Origin of the sequence: Lacihabitans sp. CCS-44, from assembly GCF_024343735.1 — a bacterium.
GTDB lineage: Bacteria > Bacteroidota > Bacteroidia > Cytophagales > Spirosomataceae > Leadbetterella.
Map to the genome: position 1 here is coordinate 347395 of NZ_RJUE01000060.1, position 26283 is coordinate 373677.

The following is a 26283-nucleotide window of genomic DNA, read 5'->3' on the forward strand; positions in this document are numbered from 1 at the left end:
AAAAACCGCAAAGAAGTGAGCGAAGCGGAAAACTCTGCGAAAACAATCATTTGAACTAAAAATATCATGAAAAACAGAAGAGATTTTCTAAAAACATTGGGGCTTTCTGGTGCCGTATTTTTGTCTGGTGAAGCTTTTTCTACTGATACTTTTGTGGCATCAAGAAGCAAAGTAAAACTCCGCTTTATAGTCGCTTCTGACGGTCATTATGGCCAACCCAAAACAGAGTTTGATGCTATGCACGAAACCCTAGTAAACCATGTAAACACGTTTGCTGCAAAAGAAAAGGTGGATTTTTGTGTAATAAATGGCGACCTTTTTCACGACGACCCCAATCTTTTGCCACAAGTAAAACAAAAGCTCGATCAACTTAAAACACCTTACTATGTAACCCGTGGTAACCACGACAGAGTGCCAGAAAGCCGCTGGGAAGAAGTATGGAAAATGCCTGTAAACCATAGTTTTACCACAAAAAACCATGCAGTAATATTGGGTAATACTTCCAACATCAAAGGCGAATACTTGATGCCTGACCTCAATTGGATGAAAAGCGAACTCAACAAAGCCAAGGCACAAAAAAACACTTTCATTTTTTTACATGTACCACAAATCCCGTGGGTAGAACACTGTATTGATAGTCCTGATTTGATAAAGCTTTTCGCTGAATACAAAAACATAAAAGCCGTTTTTCACGGTCACATTCATTCGCTTGACGGTCTAAAAATGCACAACGGTCTACCCTACCTTTTTGATGCTCACTTTGGAGGTAACTGGGGTACCGAATACCGAGGTTTCAGGGTGGTTGAAGTTATGAAAGATAATTCCATACTTACTTACATGATGAATCCTACGGTTAGGATTTTGGAGGAGAGGATATAAGGTTTAGAGTGTTTCCTATAAGGCGGTCAGACCCATAGGTCGGACCTGAGATGGGTTTTGTTTTTAGATAAACTCTATTCATTTATCTTGAAACAGAATATTGCAATTACCGCAATTTGACTAAAGTCAAAAAATATCAAATTCAACCATCCACTGGCTAAAGCCAGTGGTAATTAAAATCTCGAAGCGTTAAATTTAGATCGATTTATTTTTGAATTCCCAACAGCTTTAGCTGGTGTTTATCAATTAAATAACCAATTAGGCTTTAGCCAAAATCTTAATGTCAATCTTTTTACACCTCCCCTCACTTATTTTTTCAAAACATTCTTGATTAAAAATCAGGCCCTTATTCTTAATAAGGATTTTTGAATCATTAAAGGTGTGTCCAAATTTTTTAGTATTGTATTTAAATTACTAATTTTCCATTCTTCCATAAATGGGTTTGAAAAAATTTCTATTTTTTCCCATGTTAAAGGATTTAGATCAATTTTGAAAAATTCAGGGGTCTCTAACTTATTTTGCCATTGATTTATTTGAGTAATTACAAATCTAAATTCTTTTTCGTGTTCGTAACTAGAATCTTTAAATAAGGCAAAGTTATTATCGTTTAAATCAATTTCTTTAAAGTTTTGATAATACCTTACTTTTTCAAAGTATGCCATTCTATTGGTATCAGAGATTTTATCAATCCCATTTAAAACATTTTCAATTAATATTTTCGCATCTATTTTAACCGCGACACCATTTTTAGAAGAGTATAGTTTCCACATTGCAAGCGATTCTTTTTCCCCCATAAACCAACACGAAGCAAACTGTGTTTTTTGTAAAAACTTAATCCCATCTTGTGTATCTCGTCTGTTTTTATTGTCTGAGGATATAAAATCTTCTCTATTTTCTTTCGAAATCCATAATGTATTCTCTTTATTAAAAGGCTCATTGTTTTCATGAATTGATTTCATCATTAGTAAAAAACCTCCTATTCCTTCATCGGCATCCTCAAATTTGTCTAATCTGGAAAAATACAACTCTCGATTAATTATAAAATCCAAGAATTTATGAATATCAAAATATCTCCACAAATATTTGCCTTCATAATCCTCAAAATTAAACGTTTCTAGTTTTGTGTAAAGCATTTTTATTGGTCTTTGATAAAATCACTCTTTTCCCTACTCACCCCCACTTCTTCACCAATCCATCCAAAAGCTTGTTAGTTACTGGATTAATAATCATTCGGGCGGGGTCAGCTTCAAACCAAGCGATGGTTTCTTTGATACCTTCGGCGTAAGGAATGGTGGCTACGTAATCTGGTACCAAACGTTTTATTTTAGTGTTATCAAATATCGCACAGTGCGATTTATCGCCCCATAGACCGCCTTCTTCAGACTCAAAACCGTTTTGGTTGGCGTATTCTATAATTTTCTTTGAGGGTACATGCACGATATCGGCCTTTGCTCCTGCTGCCTCAGCCAGTTGGGTGTAAATTTGGTTCCAAGTGAGTACTTCGTCGGAAGTGATGTGATAGGCCTCTCCTATTGCCGCTGGTCTGCCTATCATACCTAAAAATGCTTTTGCAAAATCTCGGGCGTGGGTAACTGTCCAAAGCGAAGTGCCGTCGCCTTGTACCACCACAGGCTGCCCTTTACGCATACGATCTACTGCGTTGAATTCCGTCCAGCCGCCCAATGAAAGTGGAAAAACCGAATAGTAAGTATGCGAAGGCCTGATAATGGTCATCGGAAAATTCTGCTCTCTGAAAGCTTTTACGAGCAAATCTTCACAAGCTATTTTATCTCTGGAGTATTGCCAATGCGGGTTTTTGAGCGGTGTAGACTCAGTGATGATGAAGTTGGTTGGTGGTTTTTCGTAACACGATGCCGAGCTGATAAATACATACTGACGAGTTTTATTTTTGAAAAGATTTATGTCTCGCTGCACCTGCTCGGGCGTGTAGGCTATCCAGTTTACCACTACATCCCACTCGTGGTTTTTCAATACCTTTTCGGTCTCTGCTATGTTTTCAATATCAGCAACCAAGCTCTTAACTCCCTCTATCGGCGATCTGTTGCCACGATTAAGGTGATACAAATGTATGCCACGAGATACGGCCATTTCACTAACTGGCGTACTGATGTTTCCTGTACCGCCTATAAATAATACTTTCATTTTGTGATTCTATATTTTATCAAACTTAAAAAATAATTGAGGGTTTTTCTTGAAAATTAAAGACGTGTTTCTAAAAAAGTGCTACAATCTTTCATAAAAGGCTACTTCTCGATCTCGCTCGAAGTAACGTTTATAGGCCAAAATAAAGCTCTCACAACTCCCTCAACTCCACTTTCCGGAATTCCACTTCTGAGCCTTCGGCCTGTAAAGCTATTTGACCCTTGTTCGCTGTTGCCAAACCTTCGTTTACGAGGTCACCGTTTACCCAGACGGTTATTTTATTTCCATCGCACCTCACTTTCATGGTATTCCACTCTCCTACTGGTCTTTCTGAATTATCCGTAAGGTTTTTTACTCGACGTTCTTTGCCTTCGGTTACGCCCCAATCCTCTTTTTTGCCCCTTCGAGTTTCCATGTTCGGTGTGACAACGTCTTCACCAATACACCAAAAATCACCTGCATTGGTATGCATGAGCTGGCATTCTATGGATTTCGGAAACATTTTGTAGAGAATCCGAGGTGTGGAACAAAACACCAAAACGCCACAGTTACCTGGTTTTCCAGCGAAACGATACTGCACTTCCAGCTCAAAGTTTTCATAAATTTTGTCGGTTATGATATGGCCCTGTGGTTCAGCGAGACTTACCAATTTACCTTCTCTAATAATAAATGGATTTTTGCCGTTGGGGTTTTCGTCGAGTTTGGGCACATCTATGTGCCAGCCAGTGAAATCTTTGCCATTAAAAAGACTAACGGCGGGTTTTTGAGCGGTTACGGAGAATCCTACGCACCACAAAATAAGCAAGAATGCTTTGTTTAAACTCATAATTTTATTTTGGTCGAATTTTGATTTTAAAAGTACTAAATCTCTAGCAAGTATTGTGTTATAATTTGAGTGTTTTGACAAAATCAAGACCAGATTTCTATAAATTTGCTATGTCAAAGTCAGAATGGCTTACCGTACCTTTTACAGGATAAATGTTTAAACTTGTTTTTACTTTTTTGGCCTTAAATATTTCGTTCTTGGCCTTAGCCCAAAAACCAAACCTCAATAGCCTTTTAGCCATTTCAGAAAAAAATTTCACTGATGACTCCGCAAAAACGAAGCATTTTATCAAAGTTTTTGTGGCTTACAACAAAATTCCCAACTTTAATAAAGTAGCGGAATATGGACAAAAAGCATTAGACGCCTCCAAAAATCTTAAAAACTCAAATATTTACCTCAACGTTTACGAAAGGCTCGGTATGTGTTATCACGGACATTCGAGGTTTTTGGAAGCTGAAAAATTATACCTGAAAGGTATAGAACAAGCCTTAGAAAGAAAAAACAAATCTAAGGAAGCAAATTTTTACCTAAACCTAAGTGCCTTATATTCAACCATGTCTGACTATCCCAAAGCTTTGGGATCTGCAGAAAAAGCCATGAATTTGTACAAACAAGAGAACCTCATGGACGACATGTACTCCTGCTACATGAATATCGGTAATATCTATCTCTACCTCAACCAACCGCTAAAAGCCATTGAATACATCAAAAAAGCAAATCAGGCCTTTGTACTTTCAGAAAACGGTATAAACTATGGTGTATATTCTGCCAACTTAAACTTGGCCGAAGCCTACTTGAAGTGCCAACCAAATGAACTAAAACAACTAAAGATAGGTCATAATCAACAGCAACAACTGGCCATTAAGCACCTCAACACAGCTCTAAAAGTAGCCAACGCCATGAAAGACGATGGGCTCATTGGTACAGTATATATGCAAAAAGCCGAGCTGTTTGACCAAATGAATGACAACAAAAACGCTCTGATTCATTATAATTTAGCTCTTGAAATTGCCCTTAAAAAGAATATAGACGAGAATCTGAGTGACCTCTACCTGTCTTTAGGCCTTCACCACTTAAAAAACAAAAACTATAGCGAGAGCAAAGAGTTTCTGACCAAAAGCCTCGGTATTTCCGAAAAGATTACCCTTCTTGAGAACCAAAAACAAGCCCTCGAAAAACTAAGTTTGGTGGCTGAGCAACAAGGCGATTACAAAACGGCATTGGCCAGACATCTACAATTTGTAAAGGTAAAAGACCAAATTATAGACCAAGAAAAGGAAAAGGAAATAACCCGTAAACAGCTAAAACTTGACTTTGAGATAAAGGAGGAAGAGTATAAGAGTAAGCAGGAATTTGATAAAAAGATCCAGTGGATACTCGGAATTTCTGCTTCTATTTTACTGGTACTTGCTGTTTTTGTTTATCGTAACCAACAGAAAACCAAGAAATTAAACGATATAATATCTAAACAAAAAGTAGAACTAGAGCAACTCGGAATGGTGAAAGACAAGATGTTTAGCCTGGTGAGCCACGATATGCGTACGCCCGTGAATGCCCTCATTTCGTTTATCACTTTGCTCGAAAACCGGCAAATATCTCAAGAAAAACTTGGCCTTTACGCAGGCGAACTGAAAAATCAGCTAACCTCCACCACCAACTTGATGGAAAATATGCTTAGTTGGGCCGCCAGCCAAATGCAAGGTTACAAGCCCATTCTTCAACCACAGAACGTCTCTCAGTTAATACATTCGGTGATTGAAAATATGAGAAATCAAGCCAATTTGAAAGGAATTGTGATAAATAACCGAATTTCGGAAACTACCACAGCCTTGATTGATACCGATATGCTGAGCCTAATTGTCAGGAATCTGCTCGCAAATGCCATAAAATTTAACCCTAAAAATGGAAAGATAGAAGTTTCGGCTTTCGAAGAAAATAATGTTATGAAAATCGCCATAAAAGACAACGGAAAGGGAATACCGCTAGAAAAACTTCAACAAATAAACGACCCAAAAAACACCCTGATAGAAAGCAGCGTAGGAACTCAAAACGAAAAAGGCACTGGAATGGGACTGATGCTGTCCAAGACTTTTGCCAAACTAATAAATGGCCGTCTAACCGCACAAAGCACTGAAAATGAAGGAAGTGAATTTGTGATTGAACTCCAGAAAGCTTAACGATTAATTGAATCTTTTCAAGGTTTTTGTGTCTACTTGGCTTTCCATAAATTCCGCCTTGTAACTGGCACTAAAGGGCACCGACTGATTGCCGCTAAGGTTTATTTCGGTAGGAAGAATGGCCACAATATGCCCTAGGTTTACAATGAACTGCTTATGAACTCTTCTAAAGTTCTCCTCTGGAAGTTGACCGATAATATTTTTAAGGCTCACCAAAACCACATACATTTTGTGGTTTTGTGTATAAATTTTCGAAAAATCGCCCATGCTTTCTATATGCGTAACCTCATCATAAGACACTTTTATGTGGGCATGATTGTCTTTTACATAAAAATACGTTGCCGTTGCAGATTTGATGTCCTCCATTTTTGGAGCTTCAATTTGCTTTTTTTTGAGCTCTATGTATTCCATGGCCTTGTTGGCGGCTTTGAAGACACGTTCGAAACTTGCAGGCTTAACTATAAAGTCTATCACATCAAGATTATAGCTCTCTACGGCATAGTCGGCATAGCTGGTTACAAACACAAAAACCGGAGCTTTCTTCAATGCTTTCACCAAACCAATACCCGATAAATCAGGCATGTCAATATCCGAAAACACGATGTCAATGTCCTGATTTTGAATCACATCCATCGCCTCCAATCCATCTGCACATTCGGCTACGATATTTAGACTTTTGATTTTTGAAACATGCAGAGCCATCAAATCTCGTTCTATCAGACTATCATCTACAATTAAGCAATTGTACATTTCTATTGGTTTATTCCTGTCCGTAAAATTAGGTAATAACTCCAAATAGCCTTCTTAATATTTTGTTAATCTACAAACGGCGGTATGAAATCTACTTTTGGGCAGCATTCCTCAAATTTATTTTATCGGAGCATGTAATCCCACCAAATTGTGTGGTTGTAAGTTCTTACTATGTCTTTATGACCTCCGAAAGGTAGTAATAGAAGCCATTATGAAAACAATTATTGCCATGAATTTTGAAAGTAGAGTGGCATAAAAGCCCTCTACTTTATTTTAAAAACAAGTATCTAGTACAAAACCTATGAACCTAAAATACATTTTTGTTGGATGCCAAAAGAATGTTCGATCAACCGAAATTGTTTACGTGCAAGCCAAGGCAAACTATTCGATTGTAAAAATGAAAGATGGGAGAGAGTTTTTGGTCGCCACAACCCTCAAAAGAATGGCAGAAAAGCTCGAAGGCTGTGGCTTCATACGACCTCACAAGTCTTTCTTGATTAATACCGAATACATCTTAAAATATGAATCCGGGATTCTGACCCTCACAAATGGCCTTTCTTGCGGATGTTCTCGAAGAAAAAGACAAGAAATGGACCTGATATTGAGTCCTTCTAAAAGATTTGTAGAGAAAAAGGCATTAAAGTAAACTTGGCCTGGGAGATACCAATCAACAACATAGGATGTCGCATATACTTCTCAACAAAATCAAGCTTATTTCCCAAACACCAAGTTTAGCTTTATCGGCACCTCTTCGGCTATCAAGTCATTTTTAAGCGATGACAAAAAATCCGGGGCTTTATAACTAACACCCCACCAAGACCTAAAAAGCGTTAACTCGCCTGTGACCTTTGTGGAAGTTGGGTTAGGTTGTATTTTAACCATGAAGACAATCTGCTTTTGAACGCCCTTGATGGTGAGGTTGCCTTGGACCGAATAATTGCCCGGCACGGTGGTTTTATCAATCTTAGTTCCTGCAAAATATGCCTTCGGAAATTTTTTCACAGCAAAAAAATCTTCCGACTTCAGATGCTCCGCCAGCCCATCTTTGTCGGGCCTTGCGTCTTTGGTCTTGATCGTGTTCATATCTATTTCAAAATTTGCAGCAGTGATTTTCCCAGATTTATCCATTGTCAAACTGCCTGAGTTAAATCGAATGGTGCCCTCGTGACTGTCGTTAGACATCCACATTTTCCCTTTCCAATGAACATCACTATCAGTGGTATTCAAAATCAGTTTTTGTTGCGTAAAGGCTGGTAAACAGGCAATAAGAAAAAGTAAGACTGTGTTTTTCATTCTCAATAAACTAATATTTCGTTGTGCGGCAAGGCATAAGTATTGTCGGTGGTCATGATGATGATTGTATCTCCTTTCTTACATTTCTCCAAAACCTTTTCTGCTTCAATTTTTTTGAACTCTTTTGATGAAAAAAGAACTATTGTACCCGTATTGGCATCTTTTATGGCTACGCCAAATTCAATTTTTTGGGTAATTTCTGCCTTCTTTTCGCCCTTGGCCACGTCTCCCAAAGTCACGGCTCCTGCCGAAATCCAGCCTTGAGCATCTTTAGAAATTTTTGCCTTGGCATTAGCCGAATATTCTTCCACAATCATTTGATCGTTAAGAAATACGGCCGAGCAGTTTGAAAAAATTTCTTGCCCGTAAGAATTTGACGTTATGGCAAGAGTAAATAGCAAAATCATTTTTTTCATTTCTTATAACTTTTTATGTTTTTTTAATAGAAAACATCAACATCCTACTAGCTTTCCCGCAGGTATATTCTCCACTAAATCACCCGAAACTCTGTATAAGCCTCCCGAAAAACCGAGCCAAAGGTTGCCCCTTTTGTCCTGCCAAATGCTCTGCACATGATTTCTAGTTACACCCTTGGTTTCCTTATATGTTTTAAAGTTTTTTCCATCATATCGACTTGCTCCGCCCCCACCTGTTCCAAACCATAACTGATGCTGTTTGTCCTCATAAATCGTCCAGACATCGTTGCTACTCAAGCCATTTTTGGTGCTAAAATTCGTGAATTTTTTGCCGTCAAATCTACTAACGCCTGAGCCTTGTGTGCCTAACCAAACCGACCCCTTGTCGTCTTCAAAAATGCTTCTGATATTGTTGGAACCAAGGCCGTCTTTCTGTGTATAGGTATAAAATGCTTTACCGTCAAACTTCTTGAGCCCTCCCCCATCTGTACCAAACCAAATGTTACCTTTTCGGTCTTCAATTATACTCCAAGCCACAGACTGGTTGAACCTCGGAGTTCCCGGTTTCTCGAGTTTCGGCAGGTCTATTTTATGAAATTTTCTTCCGTCAAACTTATTTACACCAGCCAATGTTCCTATCCAAATATTTCCTTTCCTGTCCGACAAAATACTCCACAACTGATTATCAGACAGACCATTTTTTGTGGTGTAATTGATGAACTTTTTACCGTCATATCGGCTCAACCCCTCATCTGTTGCCAGCCAGATATTTCCCTTTTTGTCTCCGGTTATTCCATTGATTTGGTTTCCCGCCAGACCCTCTTTTTTAGTAAAATACTGCATTTTCAAGCCATCGTACCTACAAATGCCGTCACCATTGGTGCCAAACCACAGCACACCATTTTTATCTTCGTATATCTCTCTGATGTATTCACTCACTTGCTTCTTTTGAGGATTGTCAAAACAAGAATTTTTGAGTGTATTTAATGTAAAAAAGCCCGGAGTTTGGCTGTTTTTGAATCTATCATTTGACTGTTGTCCAAATGCAACAAAACCTACTAATATCAACACAATGATTTTCATATCCATGTTTATTTCGTTTTTTATAAAATACTTGCCGAAGGATGTTTGACTCTTACTACTTTCGAAGAACTACCCAAAACTATTCCGAAAAGGCTCAAAAAATGTAAATAGAATGTAAATAATTGCAAAACCAAAGCAAAAGATAAGTAAGATGAGCGTTTTTTGAAATATCTTGCAACACAATGCAAAGCAAAACAATCCTATTTCTTTTTTTGTTTTTGGGTCTTTCGTGTAACCAAACACAGGATGATGAAAAACACCGAATAGTACTATTTCGTACTATTGGGCATCAGCTATTGCTGGCTTCGGGCGATTCCACGTCTCGCATCATGCCTATTCAGAAAACCGCAAATGGTATTTATCAGATCCGGTTCGAAAATAGTTTTGAGATAATGCCAGATAGTTTGGCCAATATCACCATAAAAACCCTTCGAAATAGCAACCCTCAGAACCAGTATCGTGTAAGTGTGTTTACGTGCAAAAAAACCCAGATGGTATATGGTTTTGAGTGGAGCCCTAAAAGCACAGAGGACGTGACCTGCTTAGGCCGAGGATTACCTGAGAACTGTTATATTGTAGAAATAGAAGTATTCAAGTCGGGAATAAACCCCAACATCCTTTGGAGCGTAGTGGTAGCTCTCCTTCTTTTATTACTTTTTTATGTGGTTTACTTTAGAAAAAACAAAAAAGATGAAGCCATTTCTACCGAAAATGCGGGTGATTTTCAGAAAATTGGAGCGTTTAATTATTTCCAACAAACGGGCGTTTTGGTTTTAGAATTTCAAAAAATTGAACTCTCAGAAAAAGAAAACAAACTGCTGAATCTTCTTCTCGAAAAACCCAACGAAACCGTCGCCAGAGAACATCTACTTAAAGAAATTTGGGAGAACGAGGGTGTGTTTGTCATCAGCCGAAACTTGGATGTGCTGGTATCAAAACTTCGTAAAAAGCTCATAGCTGACCCCGCCGTAAAAATCACCAATAGTCATGGAAAAGGGTATAAGCTGGAGGTTTGAATAATAATAAACCAAACATTTACAAAGCTAAATGTTTGGTTTATTGACACTTAATTAAATTTCTTTCATATTTTGGTCTTGGTTTCCACCCACCACTCGTCTTGTTCCCAGTAGTTGTCCCAACCTAGGTGAACATATTTTTCGTTGATTTGAATATCTCTTTCACCGTAGCTAAAGTCGGCCAGGATGTTGTTGGCAAACATAAATATATCTCTACCAAATATAAACGGCTTGGCTATTGCTTTACCATATTGTTGCCAAGTACCGGCCGAAGCAAATCCTGCCCCTTTAGAACCAATAGAAGGTGAATAAAACCATAGAAACTTATCGCTTTTAGCCATATTGGCAAACTCCATCCTGAAATCTCCGCTAAAAACCCCTGCGTGACCAAGCTTTTTGTCTTCTTCCAAAATCAAACGCCCAACCAAACTGTAAATTCCTTTTAGCGAATCGCCATTGTCATATTTCCATTCAGCCAAGTTTATCTTTGGGTCAGTAAAGCTTTTTGCATTTTCAAACACTATTTTTCCGTTAAAAGGAGCTATATTTTCTTTGAATTTACTTTTCCCTTCAATATGATATACCAAGTGATTGATGCTATCTCTTTTCACACTAGAAAAATAGAACTGAATACGATAATGATCCTCACCAAAAAACCCATCGAAACGATTATCATAAGCACCCAAAGAATCATAATTACAAAACATACGAGACAAATCGCTCGTGTCTAGTAATTTGTGAATATCTATGTCAGCAAACTTTACAAGTGTATCATTCGAGCCAGTACTGAGCGTATCCACGGCTTCTTTGTGGGTCTGTAGCACCATTTTCTTCTTGTCGGCACACGAAAGCTGAGTTAAAAAAACAGCGATTACAGCAATCAATAACAGTTTAGTTTTCATTTCAAGGGTTTTATAAATTTTACGAAATATCTATCTATTTTGGTTAATAATAAAATTTCGGCAAGAAAAAGATTGCCAACCCAGCTTAGCCAAACCACTGTGAGATAGGTTTCTATAGGTTTTGTGCCCAAAAACTGGTACATCACATAACTCTCTGTCCGTAAGCTAAATGCGGCGTAAGTTACCGCCAAGCTTCGGATCATATAACGAACATGTTCTGCGATATTTCCTTCTTTTATAAACAAAAACGCCTTAAAAGTCAAAAACCACCAAACCAAACACTGTAGCGTAAAGCCGACTTGTGCTGAAAGTCCACCATTGGCAAAGGCGGCTAAAATTAGTCCCGATGGTGCCGCCAAAAACAGAATTCCGAAAACATAAATCTTACCCAAATTTCGGTGCCATTTTGGGTATTTTAGAACCAGCAAAGGCCAAAACTGCGGAATACCTGCCAACCAAACCACCAAAGCAGAACAGATGTGGGTATAAAAACCAGTCTTAAAAATCAATTTGGAGGTAACTGCAAACGTTTTTGTGCCAAGAAAATCTTTTCGAGGAGCAAAATCAAAATAAGGACTGGTGTTTTCTGCCATGATAATGGCAAATATTATCCCAGTAATACTGAGCAAAACCAAAGGTAAACTGAAATAATTACGCAACAACCGACTATTTTTTAAGCTTTCTAAACGTAAAGCTATCGCCTTATCTCCAATTTCTCTATTTTTTCCTTAAATATTCGGACTCTTCACAAACATTAAAAAAAATTTAATCTTGATTTAATTTCCATTTAAGTTGAGCTTCTCTCCTTTGTGTCAGGTTCATCTCAGAACTGTTTAATCGAATTTCTTTTCAACAAAACTTTTTTATTTATGAAAAATCTAAAAAATCAAATTGTCGCATTACTAACTTTTTCGGTCTTCGCTATTTCTTGCGAGTCTGGTTTATTTGGACCAAAAAATGACATTAATGACACCTCATCGCCGCAAGGCAGCCTTAGCGTGGGTGTTACAGATGCTCCAATAGACCAAGCAGACATTTCAGGTGTTTTTGTTACTGTAGCCGAAATAAAAGTTGACGGAAAGACTTTTTCAGGTTTTAAAGGCCCAAAAACCGTAAACCTATTAGCTCTTCAAAACGGCAATACACTAGAACTTGGTAAAAGTGATGCCGCTGTAGGTTCGTACTCTACGCTTACGCTGGTATTGGATATTGATAAAGACGAAGCACTGGCGGCTCCTGGTTGTTATATAACCAAAACAGACGGCACCAAACAAGCATTGGAGATTTCGGGAAATGGCAAAACTGAAATAGATTTAAAACCAAAAAACTTTATAGTTAACGAAAATGGAAACACTGAAATCATAATGGATTTTGACTTGAGAAAGTCTATTAAATCCAAAAACAATGACTTCGCTTTTGTGACCTATGGTGAGTTAAAGTCCGCAGTAAGGGCTGAAAACAAAGCAAATACGGGAACGATAAAGGGTAAAATTGAAAACTATTCCAGTGTAAAATCAGATGTAGTGGTGTATGTTTACAAAAAAGGCACATTTAATAACAACCAAGAAATCAATGGCCAAGGCTCCAGCGATGTGAAGTTTGCAAATGCCATAAGCAGTGCTAAAGCTGATGCAAATGGCAACTTTACACTTTCATATTTGCCAGAAGGAAACTATGAGATTCATTGCGAAAAACCTGATAAAAGTGGATCATTGGGCTTAGGAGTAAATACGCTTTTAGACATTACCAGCAGCATAGACCTCAAAACCGTAGGTGTAAATGCGGGTGCTCAAACCAACTTTTCGCTAAAAGTAACTTTGGGCGGGATTCTAAACCTCTAATATATTTTCACAAAGCCACACCAATTTTCAGATTAAGCAATACAAAAAGAGAGGGTAAATTTACCCTCTCTTTCTATTTTATCTTCGAAAAACTTGTTGGCTTCATGTAAATGGGCTCTACTTTTTCTACTATTTTACCCGAAACTTCTGAAGCGTCACGTACTTTTATCCAATCAGGATCAGCTCTAAACCCATCCCAAGATTTCTTGGCAGCATCGGCATCCTTGTGAGCCAAAAAGTAAAGTAGGGTAGGCTGTCCACCATCTTTTTCTATAGTTTCAAAATACATAACATTCTCCATTCCATGCTTATCAAATAGCTTTCTAGTGTGATCCCTGAATCGAGCCACAATGTTTGGATACCTTCCTGGCAAACAGTAATAGGTCCTCATTTCAAACAAACGCTCTGGACTAGCTTGTTTAAGTTTGATTTTCTTGGTCAAATCGGGGTGTAAAGTCATAAATTTCGACTCCACTTTGGCCACAATTTTTCCACTTTCTTCCGATTTTTTGGCCACTTCTTTCCATTCTGGATCGGCACCAAATGCTTTCCAAGATGCATCCCTAGCTTCTTTACTTGGATATCCCAACACATAATACAATACATTGTTATCCTCTGTTGTTGGTGTCCAGTAACCAATGTTTTCCATCCCGTGTTTCTCAAAAATCTTGGTGGTATGGTCTGTAAATCTTGTTATTAAATTGGGCAATTTGCCCGGGTGGCAATAATAAACACGGAGTTCGTAATATTTCGAGGGTTTTTTCTTAGCGAAACTAAAAACCGAGATAGCCATGGCCATTAACAGTAATATGTTTTTTTTCATTATGGTTGAATTGTTTTTTTATCAAATGTAAATCAAAGTTTGTATTTCGCCAAACACTGCCTGTGTTTGTGTCACCACAAACAATACCTTAAACGTTTACCAAACAAATTTTTCAAGAAAATTAAATATCTTGCATTAAATACATAATTTTTCGGCCAAAAATCTTAGAGAAACTCTGTGCATTCTTTGTGTCACGTTGTGTAATACCTCAATTCAATATCATCCAAAAAATGAAAAAATTCAACATAAAAGATTACCAAATAACAGGCTCTGAAAAATTTAAGCCTAAAAACCACTCAACAAAAATCAATGATTTTTACGAGGACAAAACTGATTATGAAGCAATTCTGAAAAGCCTACAGACAGAAATGGACGAGCTACAAAGCGTCATGTACGCCCATTCAAAATACGGGGTTTTAGCAGTTTTTCAAGCCATGGATGCGGCAGGAAAAGATGGCACCATGAAGGCCGTTTTTCAGGGGGTTCACCCATTGGGATTGAGTTTCTATTCTTTTAAAAGACCCTCGGAGACCGAACTCAATCATGATTATATGTGGCGTTGTTACAAAGAATTACCCGAAAGAGGTAAAATGCAGGTATTCAATCGTTCCTATTACGAAGAGGTCTTGGTAGTTAAAGTGCATCCCGAAATACTAGAAAATTACCAGAAAATTCCGGACGAATTAAAAGGCAAAGACGTTTGGAAAAAACGATACCAAGACATCAAAAACTTTGAGGACTACCTGGCCAACAATGGCATAGTAGTGCTAAAGTTTTTCTTAAATGTATCCAAAGAAGAACAGGGCAATCGGCTGATAGAAAGGATAGAAGACATCACGAAAAATTGGAAATTTGAAGAGGGCGATATAAAAGAGCGAGGATTATGGGACGATTACCAAAAAGCCTATGAAGAAATGATAAACGCCACCGCCACGAAACAAAACCCATGGTATGTAGTGCCTGCCGACGATAAAAAAAATATGCGTTTGATAGTTGCCAAAATAATTGTTGAGAAACTTAAAGAACTAAAAATGAGCTACCCAGAGCCAGATGAGGCTAGAAAACAAACGCTTTTGGGTTTAATAGACACCATCAAACAGCAGAATCAAGAGTAGAACAATTTTCCTAAATTGTTATAACCATAAGGTCAGGAGCAAAAGGTCGAAGCAAAAATGTATATACTCATTCTTTAAAATGGCTAAACATTAGAAATTAATTCAACTAAAAATGAAAAGAAAACTATTCTTAAAAACAATCGGATTAAGCACATTGGCCTTGTCATCAAAGGCTCATTTTGAGCCTTTACCTGCATTTCAAGGCTTAAAAATTGGTTTAGCCTCCTACACGCTACGCAAATATAGTTTAGACCAAGTCATAGAAATAATGAAACGCTTGGCCATAAAAGATGTCTGCCTCAAAAGTTTTCATTTGCCTTTTGATGCCTCTCCAAAAGACTTAAAAGCCATTTCTGATAAAATGAAATCCAACGGACTTAATCTTTACGCGGCTGGAGTTATCTACATGAAAACCAACGACGAAGTAGAAAAATACTTTAAATATGCCCAAAATGCAGGTATAAAAATGATAGTCGGAGCTCCAGAACATCATTTGTTTCCAAAGGTAGAAGAAATGGTGAAAGCAACAGACATCAAAATCGCCATCCACAACCATGGTCCAGAAGACAAAATTTTCCCTTCTCCAGCTAGTATTTATGAGAAAATCAAAACGCTTGACCCCAGAATCGGTCTCTGCATAGATACTGGGCATACTTTTAGGCTAAATCAAGACCCTGCGGCTGAATTTAGAAAATACAGAGATCGACTTTTCGACATTCACTTAAAAGACCTCAATTCTCAAAAAGCCGAAGCAGAAAATGTGGAAATTGGACGAGGCGTAATGAACATTTCGTTATACATACAAGTGCTTAAAGAACTCAAATACGACGGCATTATTGGTGTGGAATATGAAAAGGATGCAGAAAATGCAGCATACGGTCTTACCGAATCGATTGGTTATCTCCGTGGTATCCTCCGGATGTCTTGATATTTTAAAACGAATTTTCCCTCAAAATCATCTTTCTTAGTATCTTTGCTTCAGTTTACGATTTGAGCAGCCCAAGTTTCTGCTTTAAAGAGTGCTTTTCAATAAAAATTTTAATTCTGGTGACTGTCTTTTGCTTGACCAAAAGGTATTTACCACTTGAAACTGGCCGCTTTTGAACTCAGAGGATTTCCTAAAAATATACTCCGAAGATAGTTTTGTGCAGAACATCGTTTTGTCACAAAAATCGCATCCCAAAATTCATCTAGAAGGTACTTCTGGAAGTTTGGATGCTATATTGGCTGCGGCTATTTATCAGAGTAATCCTCAATCGACCTTAATTGTACTGCCCGACAAAGAAGACGCCCTATATTTTTTCAATGACCTTCAAAACCTTTTTGGGTTCGAAAGTCCTAAAATAGCTTATTTCCCTGCATCTTTTAAAAGGCCTTATGAGTTTGAGGAAATAGAAAACGCCAACATTATCCAGCGAGCCGAACTGCTTAATCGCCTCAACAACTCTGCTGACCCTTTGCTCATTGTCAGCTACCCAGAAGCTCTTGCAGAAAAAGTAGTGAGCAAAAAAACACTGGTAGCCAACACTTTACGCATAAAAATAGGGGATACACTGGACTTAAACTTCGTTACCGAACTTCTGGTTTCTTACGATTTCGAGAAGACAGATTTCGTTTACGAGCCTGGTCAATTTGCTATTCGTGGCGGTATTTTTGATGTTTATTCTTATGCGGCAGACACTCCTTTCAGGGTGGAATTGTTTGGTGACGAAATAGAAAGCATCCGAATATTCGATACCGAAACGCAGCTTTCAAACAAAGTAATGGATGCGATAAGCATCGTACCCAACATCCATGAAAAACTACGTTTTGAAGAGACCGTACCGATTTTTAGTTTTCTTCCTGAAAAAACAATTCTTTGGATAAAAGATTACGTTTTTACACTCGATAGGGTAGAAGACAACCTTCGTCGCATAACCGAAATTTATGATTCCAAAATGGCCAATGGGGGAGACATAAACCTTTTGTTTAAACCCGACCATTCGTTTCTGGCAAAAAAAGAGTTTACTGATTTTCTAAAAAACTACAACACAATAGAGTTTGGCAGAAAGAGTTTTCTGAAAGAAACACATAAAATAAGCTACGATTCTAAATCACAACCCTCTTTTAATAAAGACTTTACGATATTAATAAACGACATCGCTGAAAACCAAGCCAACGGTTTTTCGTGTTATATAAGTTCTGATTCGCTCAAACAGCTCAATCGGCTCGAAACCATTTTCACCGAAATCAACCCGACCATCCGGTTTCTTTCGGTTTATGCCAATTTCAGAGAAGGGTTCATAGACTTGCAGAATAAAATACTGGTTTACACCGACCATCAGATATTTGAAAGGCTAAACAGATACAAAGTAAAAGACCGCTTTTCAAAGTCTAAAGCCCTGACCATAAAGGAACTAAAAACCTTACAAACAGGCGATTACGTGACGCACGTAGACTATGGCATTGGGCGTTTTGCAGGCATGGAAACCATAGATGTCGGTGGCAAAAAACAAGAGGCCATCAGATTGGTGTACAAAGACAACGACCTGCTGTATATCAATATCCACAGTTTGCACAAAATAGCCAAATACTCAGGCAAAGAGGGCGACGCACCCAACATGAGTAAGCTGGGGTCTGGCGATTGGGAAAACAAAAAATCGAAAGCAAAACGACAGGTAAAAGATATAGCCAAAGAGCTGATAGCACTTTATGCAAAACGGAGAGAAGTCCACGGTTTCGCTTTTTCGCCAGACAATTACATGCAGATTGAACTGGAGTCGTCTTTTATGTACGAAGATACTCCCGACCAAGCCTCTGCCACAGCCAAAGTAAAAGAAGATATGGAAAAACCATATCCTATGGACCGGCTCGTTTGCGGCGATGTGGGTTTTGGAAAAACCGAAGTAGCTATTCGTGCGGCTTTCAAAGCCGTAAACGACTCCAAGCAAGTGGCTATATTGGTTCCCACCACCATTTTGGCCATGCAACACCACCGCACTTTTTCTGAAAGACTTGCCAAAATGCCCGTAAATGTCGATTATTTGAATAGGTTCAAATCTGCGGCGGACAATACTAAAACACTCAAGGCCCTAAAGGAGGGCAAAGTTGATATAGTAATAGGCACGCACAAGCTGCTCAATAAAAACATAGAGTTCAAAAATCTCGGGCTTTTGGTGATAGATGAAGAGCAGAAATTTGGCGTGAAGTCAAAAGACAGAATAAAAGAATTAAAACTGAACGTAGATGTTTTGACGCTTACGGCTACGCCAATTCCTCGAACACTACATTTCTCACTTATGGGTGCACGTGATTTGTCAGTAATAGCCACTCCGCCGGCCAACCGCCAACCTGTAACCACCCAAGTTGAGGTTTTCAAAGAAGAAATCATCCGTGATGCCATTAGTTATGAGCTAAATAGGGGAGGGCAAGTGTTTTTTGTTCACAATAGAGTGGCCGACATTGAGTCTATAGCCAACATAATTTATCGCTTGGTTCCTGAGGCCAAAATAGGCGTTGCACATGGTCAAATGGAAGGCGATAAGCTCGAAAAAGTGATGATGCGGTTTATTGAAAACGAGATAAATATCCTCATTTCTACCAATATCATAGAGTCTGGCCTAGATATTCCAAACGCCAATACGATTATCATCAACCAAGCTCACATGTTTGGGCTTTCGGATCTGCACCAAATGCGGGGTAGGGTAGGGCGTTCGAACAAAAAAGCCTATTGTTTTCTTTTGGGCCCACCGAGCTCTGGGCTTACTAAAGATGCCCGAAAACGCCTTCAAACCTTAGAAGAATTCACCGACTTGGGCGATGGTTTTAAAGTTGCCATGCGAGATTTAGATATTCGGGGAGCGGGCAATCTACTTGGTGCCGAGCAAAGCGGATTTGTGAATGACTTGGGTTATGATATGTACCACAAAATATTGGATGAAGCCGTTGCTGAGTTAAAAGAAAATGAATTCAAAAGTCTTTTTGAAGGAGAACTTTCTCAAAAAACCTTTAAAGTAGAAGACTGTCAGATAGAAACTGACCTTCAGATATTAATCCCTGACCATTATATCGTTAACATGTCTGAGCGGCTTTCGGTCTATAATGCCATCGATGATCTTAAAACCGAAGACGAACTCAATAAATTCACCGTTTCTCTAATTGATAGATTTGGAAAATTGCCGCAAGAAGTGGAAGAATTATTTAGAATAGTAAAAGTGCGTTGGAAGGCCGAATACATAGGTTTTGAAAAAATAACACTTAAAAATAATATCCTCAAAGGGTATTTCGTTTCACAAAAGCACCAAGAATATTATCAAACGGACAAGTTTGGCAAAATTCTTGATTATATAAAATTGCATCCAAAAGAGTGCAGTTTAAAACAAATCAAAGACAAATTGATATTTTCAGCTGAAAACACCGTTAATATCAATAAAATCAATGATTTATTCGAAAAAATTGTGGCTTTCATTGATGCCAAACAATGACTTAGTAATATATTTTAAACTATTTTTGTGTTTTAATTCGCAGAAAACAAAATAAAAAAAGAATGAAGAGACTTATTTTCAGTGTAACAATACTTACACTTTCTCTTTTTGTAGCTACTTCTTGTAGCAAAGGTAAAAAAGCAAGTAGTCTGAATCCTGGTAAAAAAAGTAGAACCACTGGCTCTGCTTATGCCAAAAAAGGTAAAGAGGGTTTCCAAGTGGCTTCTTTTGCTGGTCAACCAGCAGGTCCAAACATGGTTTTTATTGAAGGTGGACGTTTTACTATGGGTACACTTGAAGAAGATGTTACCTACACTAGAGACAACATTGAACGTACCGTGACTGTCGCTTCCTTTTATATGGATGAAACCGAAATCGCAAACATTGACTATCTAGAATACATTTATTCTATCAGCCAAGATTCTACGCGTGAGTTTGTGCAAGCTGCGTTGCCAGATACAACTGTATGGGCTAACGAAATGTCATTCAACGATCAATATGTAGATCAATATCTTCGTTACCCAGGATTTAGAAATTTCCCTGTTGTGGGGGTTTCTTGGATACAAGCAAACGATTATTGTAAGTGGAGATCTGCAATCGTAAACGCGGGGTTGTCTGCTAAATATGGTGATGGTAGCAAGAAAAAAATGGGATTGCCGTTTGGCAAGAAGAAAAAAGGTGCTGCAGAAGCCGCAGCTGCACCTAAAGTAACAGGTAGGGTGCCTATAGAAACGGGTATTAATATTCCAGATTTTAGACTTCCTACAGAAGCAGAGTGGGAATACGCCGCTAAAAGTATGATTGGAACGCAATATATAGATGAGAATCAGTCAAATCAGAGAATTTACCCATGGGATGGCTCAGCTATGCGTAAGGCGAAAGGCAAAAATAAAGGTAATATGATGGCTAACTTCAAAAGGGGCAGAGGTGACTATGCGGGTATAGCTGGAAAACAAAACGATAAGGCTATAATAACGGAAGAGGTTTATTCTTTTGCTCCAAATGATTTCGGTCTTTATAACATGGCCGGTAACGTTAACGAATGGGTGTATGACCTTTACAGACAAGGCTCTTACCAGGACTTTAATGACCTGAATCCAATCCGTAGAAGTGATTTCCAAGATGAAGCCAAACTTTATGACAAGGAAAATTTCAACTCACTAATAGACAACAAACTAAGAGTTTATAAAGGTGGTTCTTGGAACGACATCGCGTACTGGTTGTCTCCTGGCACAAGAAGATCTCTAGATCAGGATTCTTCAACAGCCGCCATTGGTTTCAGGTGTGCTATGATTTCTGTTGGCCCAAAGGGTAAGAAGTCCTTGTAAGAAATTACGTTTTTATAAAATATTTAATCGCCTCGGTTTTTAATAAGCTGAGGCGATTGTTATTATATACAGTTCTGAACATCCTGCAGCAAGTAATATATTTCCAGCTTCTTCCAAAGTTGAGCCAGTAGTAAGCACATCATCCACCAGTGCGATTCGTCTCCCTTCAATATTTTCTGGATTTTTCACTTCAAAAACACCTTCAATGTTTTTAAACCTTTTAAAACGACTTCCCGTTTTAGTTTGAGAAATAGTAAACGTTTGACGAACCAAAGACTCGTCGTCATAAGGCGTTTTTAAGACCTCTGAGAGCCCTTTTGCAAACGCATCAGCCTGGTTATAACCCCTGAGCTTTTGCTTGTCTTTGTGGAGCGGAATTCCGATTATTAAGTCTATCTTTTCTTCAAATTGTATGGACATTAAATCATTTGCATACATTTTTCCAATATATTCTGCTAATTCTGGCTTATTTTTGTACTTGAGTGTGTGAAGAATGTTTTGGACTTTACCTTTTTTTGAAAATTTCAGAAAAGAATATACCTGTTTCACGTTTAATTTTCCCCAAAACTTTCGATCTAAGAGTTCTATTGGGTGTAGGTGCGAATTGGTTTTGGGTATTGTAAGAAGACACTCAATACATAAATGGTTTTCTGGACCAAGTATGTTTTTTTCACAACTCACACATACCCTTGGGTATATAAAGTCCAAAAGTAGATTAATGTATCTTTTAAACGTGGTTTTCATTATTGTATGTCATTAGAAATCAAAGATAATAAAGAAATATGGGACAATTTAATTCGTTTTTTAAAACAAACAACGGGTAAAAAGCCTTCCGACCTAAATGCTGTCTTGTTTTTAATTGGAATTCAGGAATTAGGAAAAGGGAATTTGCGTTTTTCTAAAGAAGAAAAACAAGATTTAATGCACATTGCAATTTGCAAAGTGCTGAGCTTGGGTGATTTTTATGAACTAGAAGGAACAGACAACGATGGTTGGCCGCACTGGAAACTCATAAAGCCTTTACCACAGTTTGATTTATTGAGTCAGGAACAATTGCTGAAACACTATGTCATAGAATATTTTAGAAATGATATTGGTTTACATATATGAAACTTACAACATTTAACGTAAATGGCATAAGATCAGCACTTAACAAAGGTTTAGAAGATTGGTTAAAGAGCCATGATCCCGATGTCTTGTGTTTGCAAGAAATAAAATTGTATGAAACCGAATTGGTTGAGCCCATTTTTGAAAAATTAGGATACCATTGTCATTGGTTTCCTGCTCAAAAAAGAGGTTATTCAGGAGTGGCTATTCTTAGTAAACAAAAACCAGAAAGAGTGACTTATGGTTGTGGAATAGAGCAATATGACTTGGAAGGACGAATAATTGTTGCAACTTTTGAAAAGTTTCACGTTTTATGTGCCTATTTTCCTTCAGGAACGATGGGCGACATCAGACAAGAAGTAAAAATGGCTTTTCTGGACGACATGTTTGAGTTTATTCATCGATTTGACAGAGCAGAAAAGCCCATATTTGTTTGCGGAGACGTCAATATTTGTCATAATGAAATAGATATTCATAATCCAAAATCTAACGCTAAGAGTTCAGGTTTCCTTCCTGAGGAGCGAGCTTGGGTTGGCAAGTTTATTGATAGTGGATTTAAAGATTGTTTTAGGCTAAAAAACACTGATGCCCAGCAATATACGTGGTGGTCTTATAGGGCAGGAGCGAGGGCAAAAAATTTAGGGTGGCGTATTGACTACATTTTTGTAAATCATGAAGCTCAGGCCAATGTATTAGATGCACAAATACACGCTGATGTAGTTATGTCGGATCATTGTCCTGTTTCTGTAGAATTGGTATTTTAAAGTTTTTCAGTTATATTATTGATATTCAATATTTTATGAAAAAAAATGTGGAGTTTTCAGGCTTATTAGAGAAGATATCTGAGTTTAAAAGCAAGTATTATAAAAACTTACTTTTAAAAGGTGCATTAATTGGCCTATCGCTCATTTTATTCTCCTATATAGTAATCAATTTTCTAGAATACTTTGGAAGGTTCAGTTCAACTTTCAGAGCATTTCTCCTTGTCGGATTCATTGCCGTGTCCGCATACACGCTTTTTTTCTATATACTGAAACCTTTGTTTTATTTACTAAATATCAATAAGCCTATTTCAGACGAAACCGCTGCTGAACAAATTGGCACGTTCTTTCCAAACATAAAAGATAAGTTACTCAATACCCTACAGCTGGCAAACGGATTGTCTGATTCTGACAATGCCCTCTTGGAAGCGAGCATTGCTCAAAAAACAAAAGAATTAAAATTGGTGAAATTTGCTGATGCTATCAATTTAAAAGAGAACCGAAAATATCTAAAATACGCACTTCCTCCTTTGCTGGCCATTTTATTGATTTCAGCCATCGCTCCTTCATTCTTCAAGAGTACTGAGCGTATTGTTTATTTTAAAAGAAACTTTGCTGAGCCTGCTCCTTTCCAGTTCGAAATACTTAATAAGACCCTTCAAGCTGTAAAAAACGAAGACTATCAACTCAATCTTAGATTATTGGGTAACTCACTCCCTGAAGATGTTTTTCTAGTTTACAATGATCGTAAATACAAGATGAATCTAAAAGATTCTAGAAATTTTGACTTTGTGTTTTCTAAAGTACAAGAGGAAGCAGAGTTTCATTTCCTGGCAGGCGGATTCACTTCTAATACCTTTAAATTAGGAATGATAGCCAGACCGAGTTTACTCTCTTTCAATGTAGAACTTAAATATCCAGCATACCTTAACAAAACCTCTGAGGACTTTGATAATGTTGGCAACCTGATTGTGCCAGAAGGTACCGTTGTCGAATGGAAATTTAAAACCGATGAGACGGACTCATTAAAAGTAGTTTTTGAAGGCACCAAGCCATTAAATGTTTCAAAAGGCCTAATTACAGATTTTAATTTTCAAAAACGATTCGCAAAATCATCAAACTATGAGGTGATTTTGAAAAATGAAAACGCTACAACCAACGCAGAAAAAATATCTTATTACATCAATGTTATCCCTGACAGATTTCCACAAATTAGTTTTGAACAAATAAAGGACAGCAGTTTATACAATTATATCGGCATAGGAGGGAGCATTTCTGACGATTATGGCTTGTCCGATTTTAAGTTTATGTATAGAACCAAGGCGGGCAATACGCCTTTCAAGGCCGTAGACATTCCTTTTACTAAAAGCTCGCTTTCTCAAACATTCTTCTATCAGGTTAATATCAACAATCTGGGCTTAGAAAAAAGCGATAGGCTTGAATATTACCTACAAGTTACAGACAATGACGGCGTAAATGGTCGTAAATCAACAATGTCAGGAACCATGACTTTTGGAATGCCAACTTCGCAGCAATTTGACCAAGAGGTAGAAAAGCAAATTGAGAAAACAGAAGACAAATTTGAGGATCTTTTACAAAAATCAAAAGAATTTAAGAAAGCCCTAGAAAACTTAGAGTCTGATTTGAAAAAGAAAAAGGAGATGGATTTTCAAGACAAAAAAGAGTTTGAAGAACTCCTGAAGAAAAAAGACGAAATGATAAAGGAACTCAAAGACCTTCAAAAGCAGCTCCAAGACCTAAAAGAAAAACAAAATAGATTTGAAAAACAAAGTCCTGAGATGCAGCAGAAAATGGATATGCTCCAAAAAATGCTTGACGAGCTGATGAAAAATGAGGATTCAAAAGCACTTGAAGACTTAAAAAAAATGATGGAGGAGCAACTCAATGACAAATCTTTGGATAAAATGAATGATTTTAAAAAAGATCAAAGAAATATTGACAAAGAAATAGATCGCACAATGAAACTATTTAAAGATCTTCAACTAAAACAAAAAGTGGAAGAAACGGTAAAAGAATTAGAAAAACTTGCTGAAAAGCAAGAAGAACTTGCCGACAAAACTGAAAAAGAAAATAAAGATTCTCAAAAAAATGAAGAGCTGAAAAAAGAACAAGAGAAGCTAAACAAAGAATTTGAAGAGAAAAAAGAAAAATTAAATGATATAGAAAAATTAAGTAAAGAACTCAAAAAAGAGGTCGATACTCAAAAAGAAGAGCAGAAGGAAGTCTCCGAAGAGCAGAAAAAAGCTCAAAAAGATATGGAAAATAAAGACAACAAAGCAGCCAGCAAAGCTCAAAAGAAAGCCTCAAAATCCATGAGAAAAATGGCAGCAGAGATGTCAGAAAATATGCAAGGTGCCGAAATGAAACAACTAGATATTGACATAGATGCACTTAGAGATATTTTAGAAAACTTGCTAAAAATATCCCATGATCAAGAACGCGTTATGAAGAACTTTAGGTCTATTTCGGTATCAGACCCTCGTTTTGTGAATCTTTCCCAAGAGCAATTAAAAATATCAGATGATGCCAAAGTTGTGGAAGACTCTCTATACTCACTTGCCAAACGTGTGATGCAGATAGAATCCTTCATAACTAAAGAAGTCACAGATATGAAAAACAGCATTGATGAATCTGTCAAGTTTATTAAAGAACGTAAGACTCCACAAGCCGCATCAAAACAACAGTTTTCAATGACTTCGATGAACAACTTGGCTTTGATGTTGGGTGATACCTTCAAACAAATGCAACAAATGATGGCGATGGCCATGCCAGGTTCAGGAAAAGGAGGAAAACAAGGGAACACACCAAGTGAAGGAATGGGTGAAAAACAACAAGAGTTAAACAAAAAAATCCAAGGAATGGGGCAATCGGGAATGGGTGGCAAACAAATGTCCGAAGAGTTAGCAAAAATCGCCAATGAACAATCTAAGATAAGAAAACAACTCAAAGACTTACAAGAGCAAATGAATGGCACAGAGCAAGGCAAAAAACTCGGAAACAACCTAGATGAACTTCAAAAGAAAATGGACGAAAGCGAGAATGACTTAGTTAACAAACGCATAACTCCAGCACTATTAAAACGCCAAAAAGAAATAGAAATACGCTTACTCGAAGCTGAAAAAGCCATAAAAGAACAAGAGTTAGACTCCAAAAGAAAATCAAATACGGGTGTAACTTTTAACCGAGTGAGCCCACCAGACCTAGAGAAATTCAAAAAAGAGAAAGAAAAACAGGTGGAACTCTTACGCTCAACACCACCAAACTTTACACCTTTCTATAAAAAACAAACAGATAGTTACTTTAAAAGAATCAACTAACC

General features: G+C 37.6%; 23 protein-coding genes. 12 read left to right on the forward strand and 11 right to left on the reverse strand.

The window, feature by feature from the left end:
- The first annotated feature begins 66 nt into the window (after positions 1-66).
- A complete protein-coding gene (locus EGI26_RS15750; RefSeq protein ID WP_255079908.1) occupies positions 67-879 on the forward strand; it encodes a metallophosphoesterase in 813 nt (270 codons plus the stop codon).
- Between the two features lie 338 nt (positions 880-1217).
- Here the strand turns inward: EGI26_RS15750 and EGI26_RS15755 are convergent, their stop codons facing one another.
- The 3 genes from EGI26_RS15755 to EGI26_RS15765 form a co-directional block, all read right to left on the reverse strand.
- Positions 1218-2012, reverse strand: a complete 795-nt coding sequence (locus EGI26_RS15755) for a DUF2971 domain-containing protein (RefSeq protein ID WP_255079909.1) — start codon at positions 2010-2012, stop codon at positions 1218-1220.
- A gap of 37 nt (positions 2013-2049) precedes the next feature.
- Positions 2050-3042 carry an SDR family oxidoreductase gene (locus EGI26_RS15760; RefSeq protein ID WP_255079910.1) on the reverse strand — a complete coding sequence of 331 codons (993 nt, stop codon included), beginning with the start codon at positions 3040-3042 and terminating at the stop codon, positions 2050-2052.
- Between the two features lie 151 nt (positions 3043-3193).
- On the reverse strand, positions 3194-3868 hold the full coding sequence (locus EGI26_RS15765; protein WP_255079911.1) for a DUF1080 domain-containing protein: 675 nt from the start codon (positions 3866-3868) through the stop codon (positions 3194-3196).
- A 152-nt stretch (positions 3869-4020) separates the two neighbouring features.
- Here EGI26_RS15765 and EGI26_RS15770 point away from each other — a divergent pair, with 152 nt between their 5' ends.
- The gene (locus tag EGI26_RS15770) at positions 4021-6045 is read left to right on the forward strand and encodes a tetratricopeptide repeat protein (protein WP_255079914.1); all 2025 of its coding nucleotides are present in this window, start codon (positions 4021-4023) and stop codon (positions 6043-6045) included.
- Positions 6046-6048: 3 nt separating this feature from the next.
- Here the strand turns inward: EGI26_RS15770 and EGI26_RS15775 are convergent, their stop codons facing one another.
- Positions 6049-6795 carry a LytTR family DNA-binding domain-containing protein gene (locus tag EGI26_RS15775; RefSeq protein ID WP_255079915.1) on the reverse strand — a complete coding sequence of 249 codons (747 nt, stop codon included), beginning with the start codon at positions 6793-6795 and terminating at the stop codon, positions 6049-6051.
- 301 nt (positions 6796-7096) lie between these two features.
- Here EGI26_RS15775 and EGI26_RS15780 point away from each other — a divergent pair, with 301 nt between their 5' ends.
- Complete coding sequence (locus tag EGI26_RS15780; protein WP_255079916.1) at positions 7097-7441, forward strand: LytTR family DNA-binding domain-containing protein; 345 nt, start codon at positions 7097-7099, stop codon at positions 7439-7441.
- A gap of 65 nt (positions 7442-7506) precedes the next feature.
- Here the strand turns inward: EGI26_RS15780 and EGI26_RS15785 are convergent, their stop codons facing one another.
- From EGI26_RS15785 to EGI26_RS15795, 3 genes are read right to left on the reverse strand one after another with little or no spacing between them, the layout of a single operon-like run.
- Positions 7507-8088 (reverse strand): YceI family protein, encoded by a 582-nt coding sequence (locus EGI26_RS15785; protein ID WP_255079918.1) that lies wholly within the window; start codon positions 8086-8088, stop codon positions 7507-7509.
- 2 nt (positions 8089-8090) lie between these two features.
- On the reverse strand, positions 8091-8504 hold the full coding sequence (locus tag EGI26_RS15790) for a hypothetical protein (RefSeq protein ID WP_255079920.1): 414 nt from the start codon (positions 8502-8504) through the stop codon (positions 8091-8093).
- Positions 8505-8540: 36 nt separating this feature from the next.
- On the reverse strand, positions 8541-9587 hold the full coding sequence (locus EGI26_RS15795; protein WP_255079921.1) for a two-component regulator propeller domain-containing protein: 1047 nt from the start codon (positions 9585-9587) through the stop codon (positions 8541-8543).
- A gap of 182 nt (positions 9588-9769) precedes the next feature.
- Between EGI26_RS15795 and EGI26_RS15800 the strand changes: the two genes are divergently transcribed.
- Entirely contained in the window at positions 9770-10603 is an 834-nt protein-coding gene (locus tag EGI26_RS15800) for a winged helix-turn-helix domain-containing protein (protein WP_255079922.1), read from the forward strand.
- A 65-nt stretch (positions 10604-10668) separates the two neighbouring features.
- Here the strand turns inward: EGI26_RS15800 and EGI26_RS15805 are convergent, their stop codons facing one another.
- Together EGI26_RS15805 and EGI26_RS15810 are read right to left on the reverse strand one after the other, a co-directional pair.
- Positions 10669-11505 (reverse strand): hypothetical protein, encoded by an 837-nt coding sequence (locus tag EGI26_RS15805; RefSeq protein ID WP_255079923.1) that lies wholly within the window; start codon positions 11503-11505, stop codon positions 10669-10671.
- Positions 11502-12164, reverse strand: a complete 663-nt coding sequence (locus EGI26_RS15810) for a DUF2306 domain-containing protein (protein WP_255079924.1) — start codon at positions 12162-12164, stop codon at positions 11502-11504. Before EGI26_RS15810 ends, EGI26_RS15805 begins: the two co-directional genes overlap by 4 nt.
- A 210-nt stretch (positions 12165-12374) precedes the next feature.
- Here EGI26_RS15810 and EGI26_RS15815 point away from each other — a divergent pair, with 210 nt between their 5' ends.
- A complete protein-coding gene (locus EGI26_RS15815) occupies positions 12375-13346 on the forward strand; it encodes a DUF4382 domain-containing protein (RefSeq protein WP_255079925.1) in 972 nt (323 codons plus the stop codon).
- Positions 13347-13419: 73 nt separating this feature from the next.
- Here the strand turns inward: EGI26_RS15815 and EGI26_RS15820 are convergent, their stop codons facing one another.
- Positions 13420-14169: an NIPSNAP family protein gene (locus EGI26_RS15820; protein WP_255079926.1), complete on the reverse strand. Its 750-nt coding sequence runs from the start codon at positions 14167-14169 to the stop codon at positions 13420-13422.
- A 230-nt stretch (positions 14170-14399) separates the two neighbouring features.
- On the opposite strand from EGI26_RS15820, the gene EGI26_RS15825 reads away from it, so the two are divergent.
- The 4 genes from EGI26_RS15825 (at position 14400) to gldJ (ending at position 21075) form a co-directional block, all read left to right on the forward strand.
- On the forward strand, positions 14400-15284 hold the full coding sequence (locus tag EGI26_RS15825) for a PPK2 family polyphosphate kinase (protein ID WP_255079927.1): 885 nt from the start codon (positions 14400-14402) through the stop codon (positions 15282-15284).
- A gap of 112 nt (positions 15285-15396) precedes the next feature.
- Positions 15397-16212 carry a sugar phosphate isomerase/epimerase gene (locus tag EGI26_RS15830; RefSeq protein WP_255079928.1) on the forward strand — a complete coding sequence of 272 codons (816 nt, stop codon included), beginning with the start codon at positions 15397-15399 and terminating at the stop codon, positions 16210-16212.
- A gap of 172 nt (positions 16213-16384) precedes the next feature.
- Complete coding sequence (mfd, locus tag EGI26_RS15835) at positions 16385-19747, forward strand: transcription-repair coupling factor (RefSeq protein WP_255079933.1); 3363 nt, start codon at positions 16385-16387, stop codon at positions 19745-19747.
- Positions 19748-19809: 62 nt separating this feature from the next.
- Positions 19810-21075, forward strand: coding sequence for a gliding motility lipoprotein GldJ (gene gldJ / locus EGI26_RS15840; RefSeq protein ID WP_255079934.1), 1266 nt, complete (start codon positions 19810-19812; stop codon positions 21073-21075).
- A gap of 39 nt (positions 21076-21114) precedes the next feature.
- Here the strand turns inward: gldJ and EGI26_RS15845 are convergent, their stop codons facing one another.
- The gene (locus EGI26_RS15845; RefSeq protein ID WP_255079936.1) at positions 21115-21819 is read right to left on the reverse strand and encodes a ComF family protein; all 705 of its coding nucleotides are present in this window, start codon (positions 21817-21819) and stop codon (positions 21115-21117) included.
- Between the two features lie 6 nt (positions 21820-21825).
- Between EGI26_RS15845 and EGI26_RS15850 the strand changes: the two genes are divergently transcribed.
- From EGI26_RS15850 to EGI26_RS15860, 3 genes are read left to right on the forward strand one after another with little or no spacing between them, the layout of a single operon-like run.
- On the forward strand, positions 21826-22185 hold the full coding sequence (locus EGI26_RS15850; protein ID WP_255079938.1) for a hypothetical protein: 360 nt from the start codon (positions 21826-21828) through the stop codon (positions 22183-22185).
- Positions 22182-22946 carry an exodeoxyribonuclease III gene (locus EGI26_RS15855; protein ID WP_255079944.1) on the forward strand — a complete coding sequence of 255 codons (765 nt, stop codon included), beginning with the start codon at positions 22182-22184 and terminating at the stop codon, positions 22944-22946. Before EGI26_RS15850 ends, EGI26_RS15855 begins: the two co-directional genes overlap by 4 nt.
- A 35-nt stretch (positions 22947-22981) precedes the next feature.
- Positions 22982-26281, forward strand: a complete 3300-nt coding sequence (locus tag EGI26_RS15860) for a DUF4175 family protein (RefSeq protein ID WP_255079946.1) — start codon at positions 22982-22984, stop codon at positions 26279-26281.
- Positions 26282-26283 lie beyond the last annotated feature (2 nt).

Bases quoted from the DNA above. Each gene is read 5' to 3' on its own strand.
- EGI26_RS15750 (WP_255079908.1), top strand. From the start codon at position 67: ATGAAAAACAGAAGAGATTTTCTAAAAACATTGGGGCTTTCTGGTGCC.
- EGI26_RS15755 (WP_255079909.1), bottom strand. From the start codon at position 2,012: ATGCTTTACACAAAACTAGAAACGTTTAATTTTGAGGATTATGAAGGC.
- EGI26_RS15760 (WP_255079910.1), bottom strand. From the start codon at position 3,042: ATGAAAGTATTATTTATAGGCGGTACAGGAAACATCAGTACGCCAGTT.
- EGI26_RS15765 (WP_255079911.1), bottom strand. From the start codon at position 3,868: ATGAGTTTAAACAAAGCATTCTTGCTTATTTTGTGGTGCGTAGGATTC.
- EGI26_RS15770 (WP_255079914.1), top strand. From the start codon at position 4,021: ATGTTTAAACTTGTTTTTACTTTTTTGGCCTTAAATATTTCGTTCTTG.
- EGI26_RS15775 (WP_255079915.1), bottom strand. From the start codon at position 6,795: ATGTACAATTGCTTAATTGTAGATGATAGTCTGATAGAACGAGATTTG.
- EGI26_RS15780 (WP_255079916.1), top strand. From the start codon at position 7,097: ATGAACCTAAAATACATTTTTGTTGGATGCCAAAAGAATGTTCGATCA.
- EGI26_RS15785 (WP_255079918.1), bottom strand. From the start codon at position 8,088: ATGAAAAACACAGTCTTACTTTTTCTTATTGCCTGTTTACCAGCCTTT.
- EGI26_RS15790 (WP_255079920.1), bottom strand. From the start codon at position 8,504: ATGAAAAAAATGATTTTGCTATTTACTCTTGCCATAACGTCAAATTCT.
- EGI26_RS15795 (WP_255079921.1), bottom strand. From the start codon at position 9,587: ATGAAAATCATTGTGTTGATATTAGTAGGTTTTGTTGCATTTGGACAA.
- EGI26_RS15800 (WP_255079922.1), top strand. From the start codon at position 9,770: ATGCAAAGCAAAACAATCCTATTTCTTTTTTTGTTTTTGGGTCTTTCG.
- EGI26_RS15805 (WP_255079923.1), bottom strand. From the start codon at position 11,505: ATGAAAACTAAACTGTTATTGATTGCTGTAATCGCTGTTTTTTTAACT.
- EGI26_RS15815 (WP_255079925.1), top strand. From the start codon at position 12,375: ATGAAAAATCTAAAAAATCAAATTGTCGCATTACTAACTTTTTCGGTC.
- EGI26_RS15820 (WP_255079926.1), bottom strand. From the start codon at position 14,169: ATGAAAAAAAACATATTACTGTTAATGGCCATGGCTATCTCGGTTTTT.
- EGI26_RS15825 (WP_255079927.1), top strand. From the start codon at position 14,400: ATGAAAAAATTCAACATAAAAGATTACCAAATAACAGGCTCTGAAAAA.
- EGI26_RS15830 (WP_255079928.1), top strand. From the start codon at position 15,397: ATGAAAAGAAAACTATTCTTAAAAACAATCGGATTAAGCACATTGGCC.
- gldJ (WP_255079934.1), top strand. From the start codon at position 19,810: ATGAAGAGACTTATTTTCAGTGTAACAATACTTACACTTTCTCTTTTT.
- EGI26_RS15845 (WP_255079936.1), bottom strand. From the start codon at position 21,819: ATGAAAACCACGTTTAAAAGATACATTAATCTACTTTTGGACTTTATA.
- EGI26_RS15850 (WP_255079938.1), top strand. From the start codon at position 21,826: ATGTCATTAGAAATCAAAGATAATAAAGAAATATGGGACAATTTAATT.
- EGI26_RS15855 (WP_255079944.1), top strand. From the start codon at position 22,182: ATGAAACTTACAACATTTAACGTAAATGGCATAAGATCAGCACTTAAC.
- EGI26_RS15860 (WP_255079946.1), top strand. From the start codon at position 22,982: ATGAAAAAAAATGTGGAGTTTTCAGGCTTATTAGAGAAGATATCTGAG.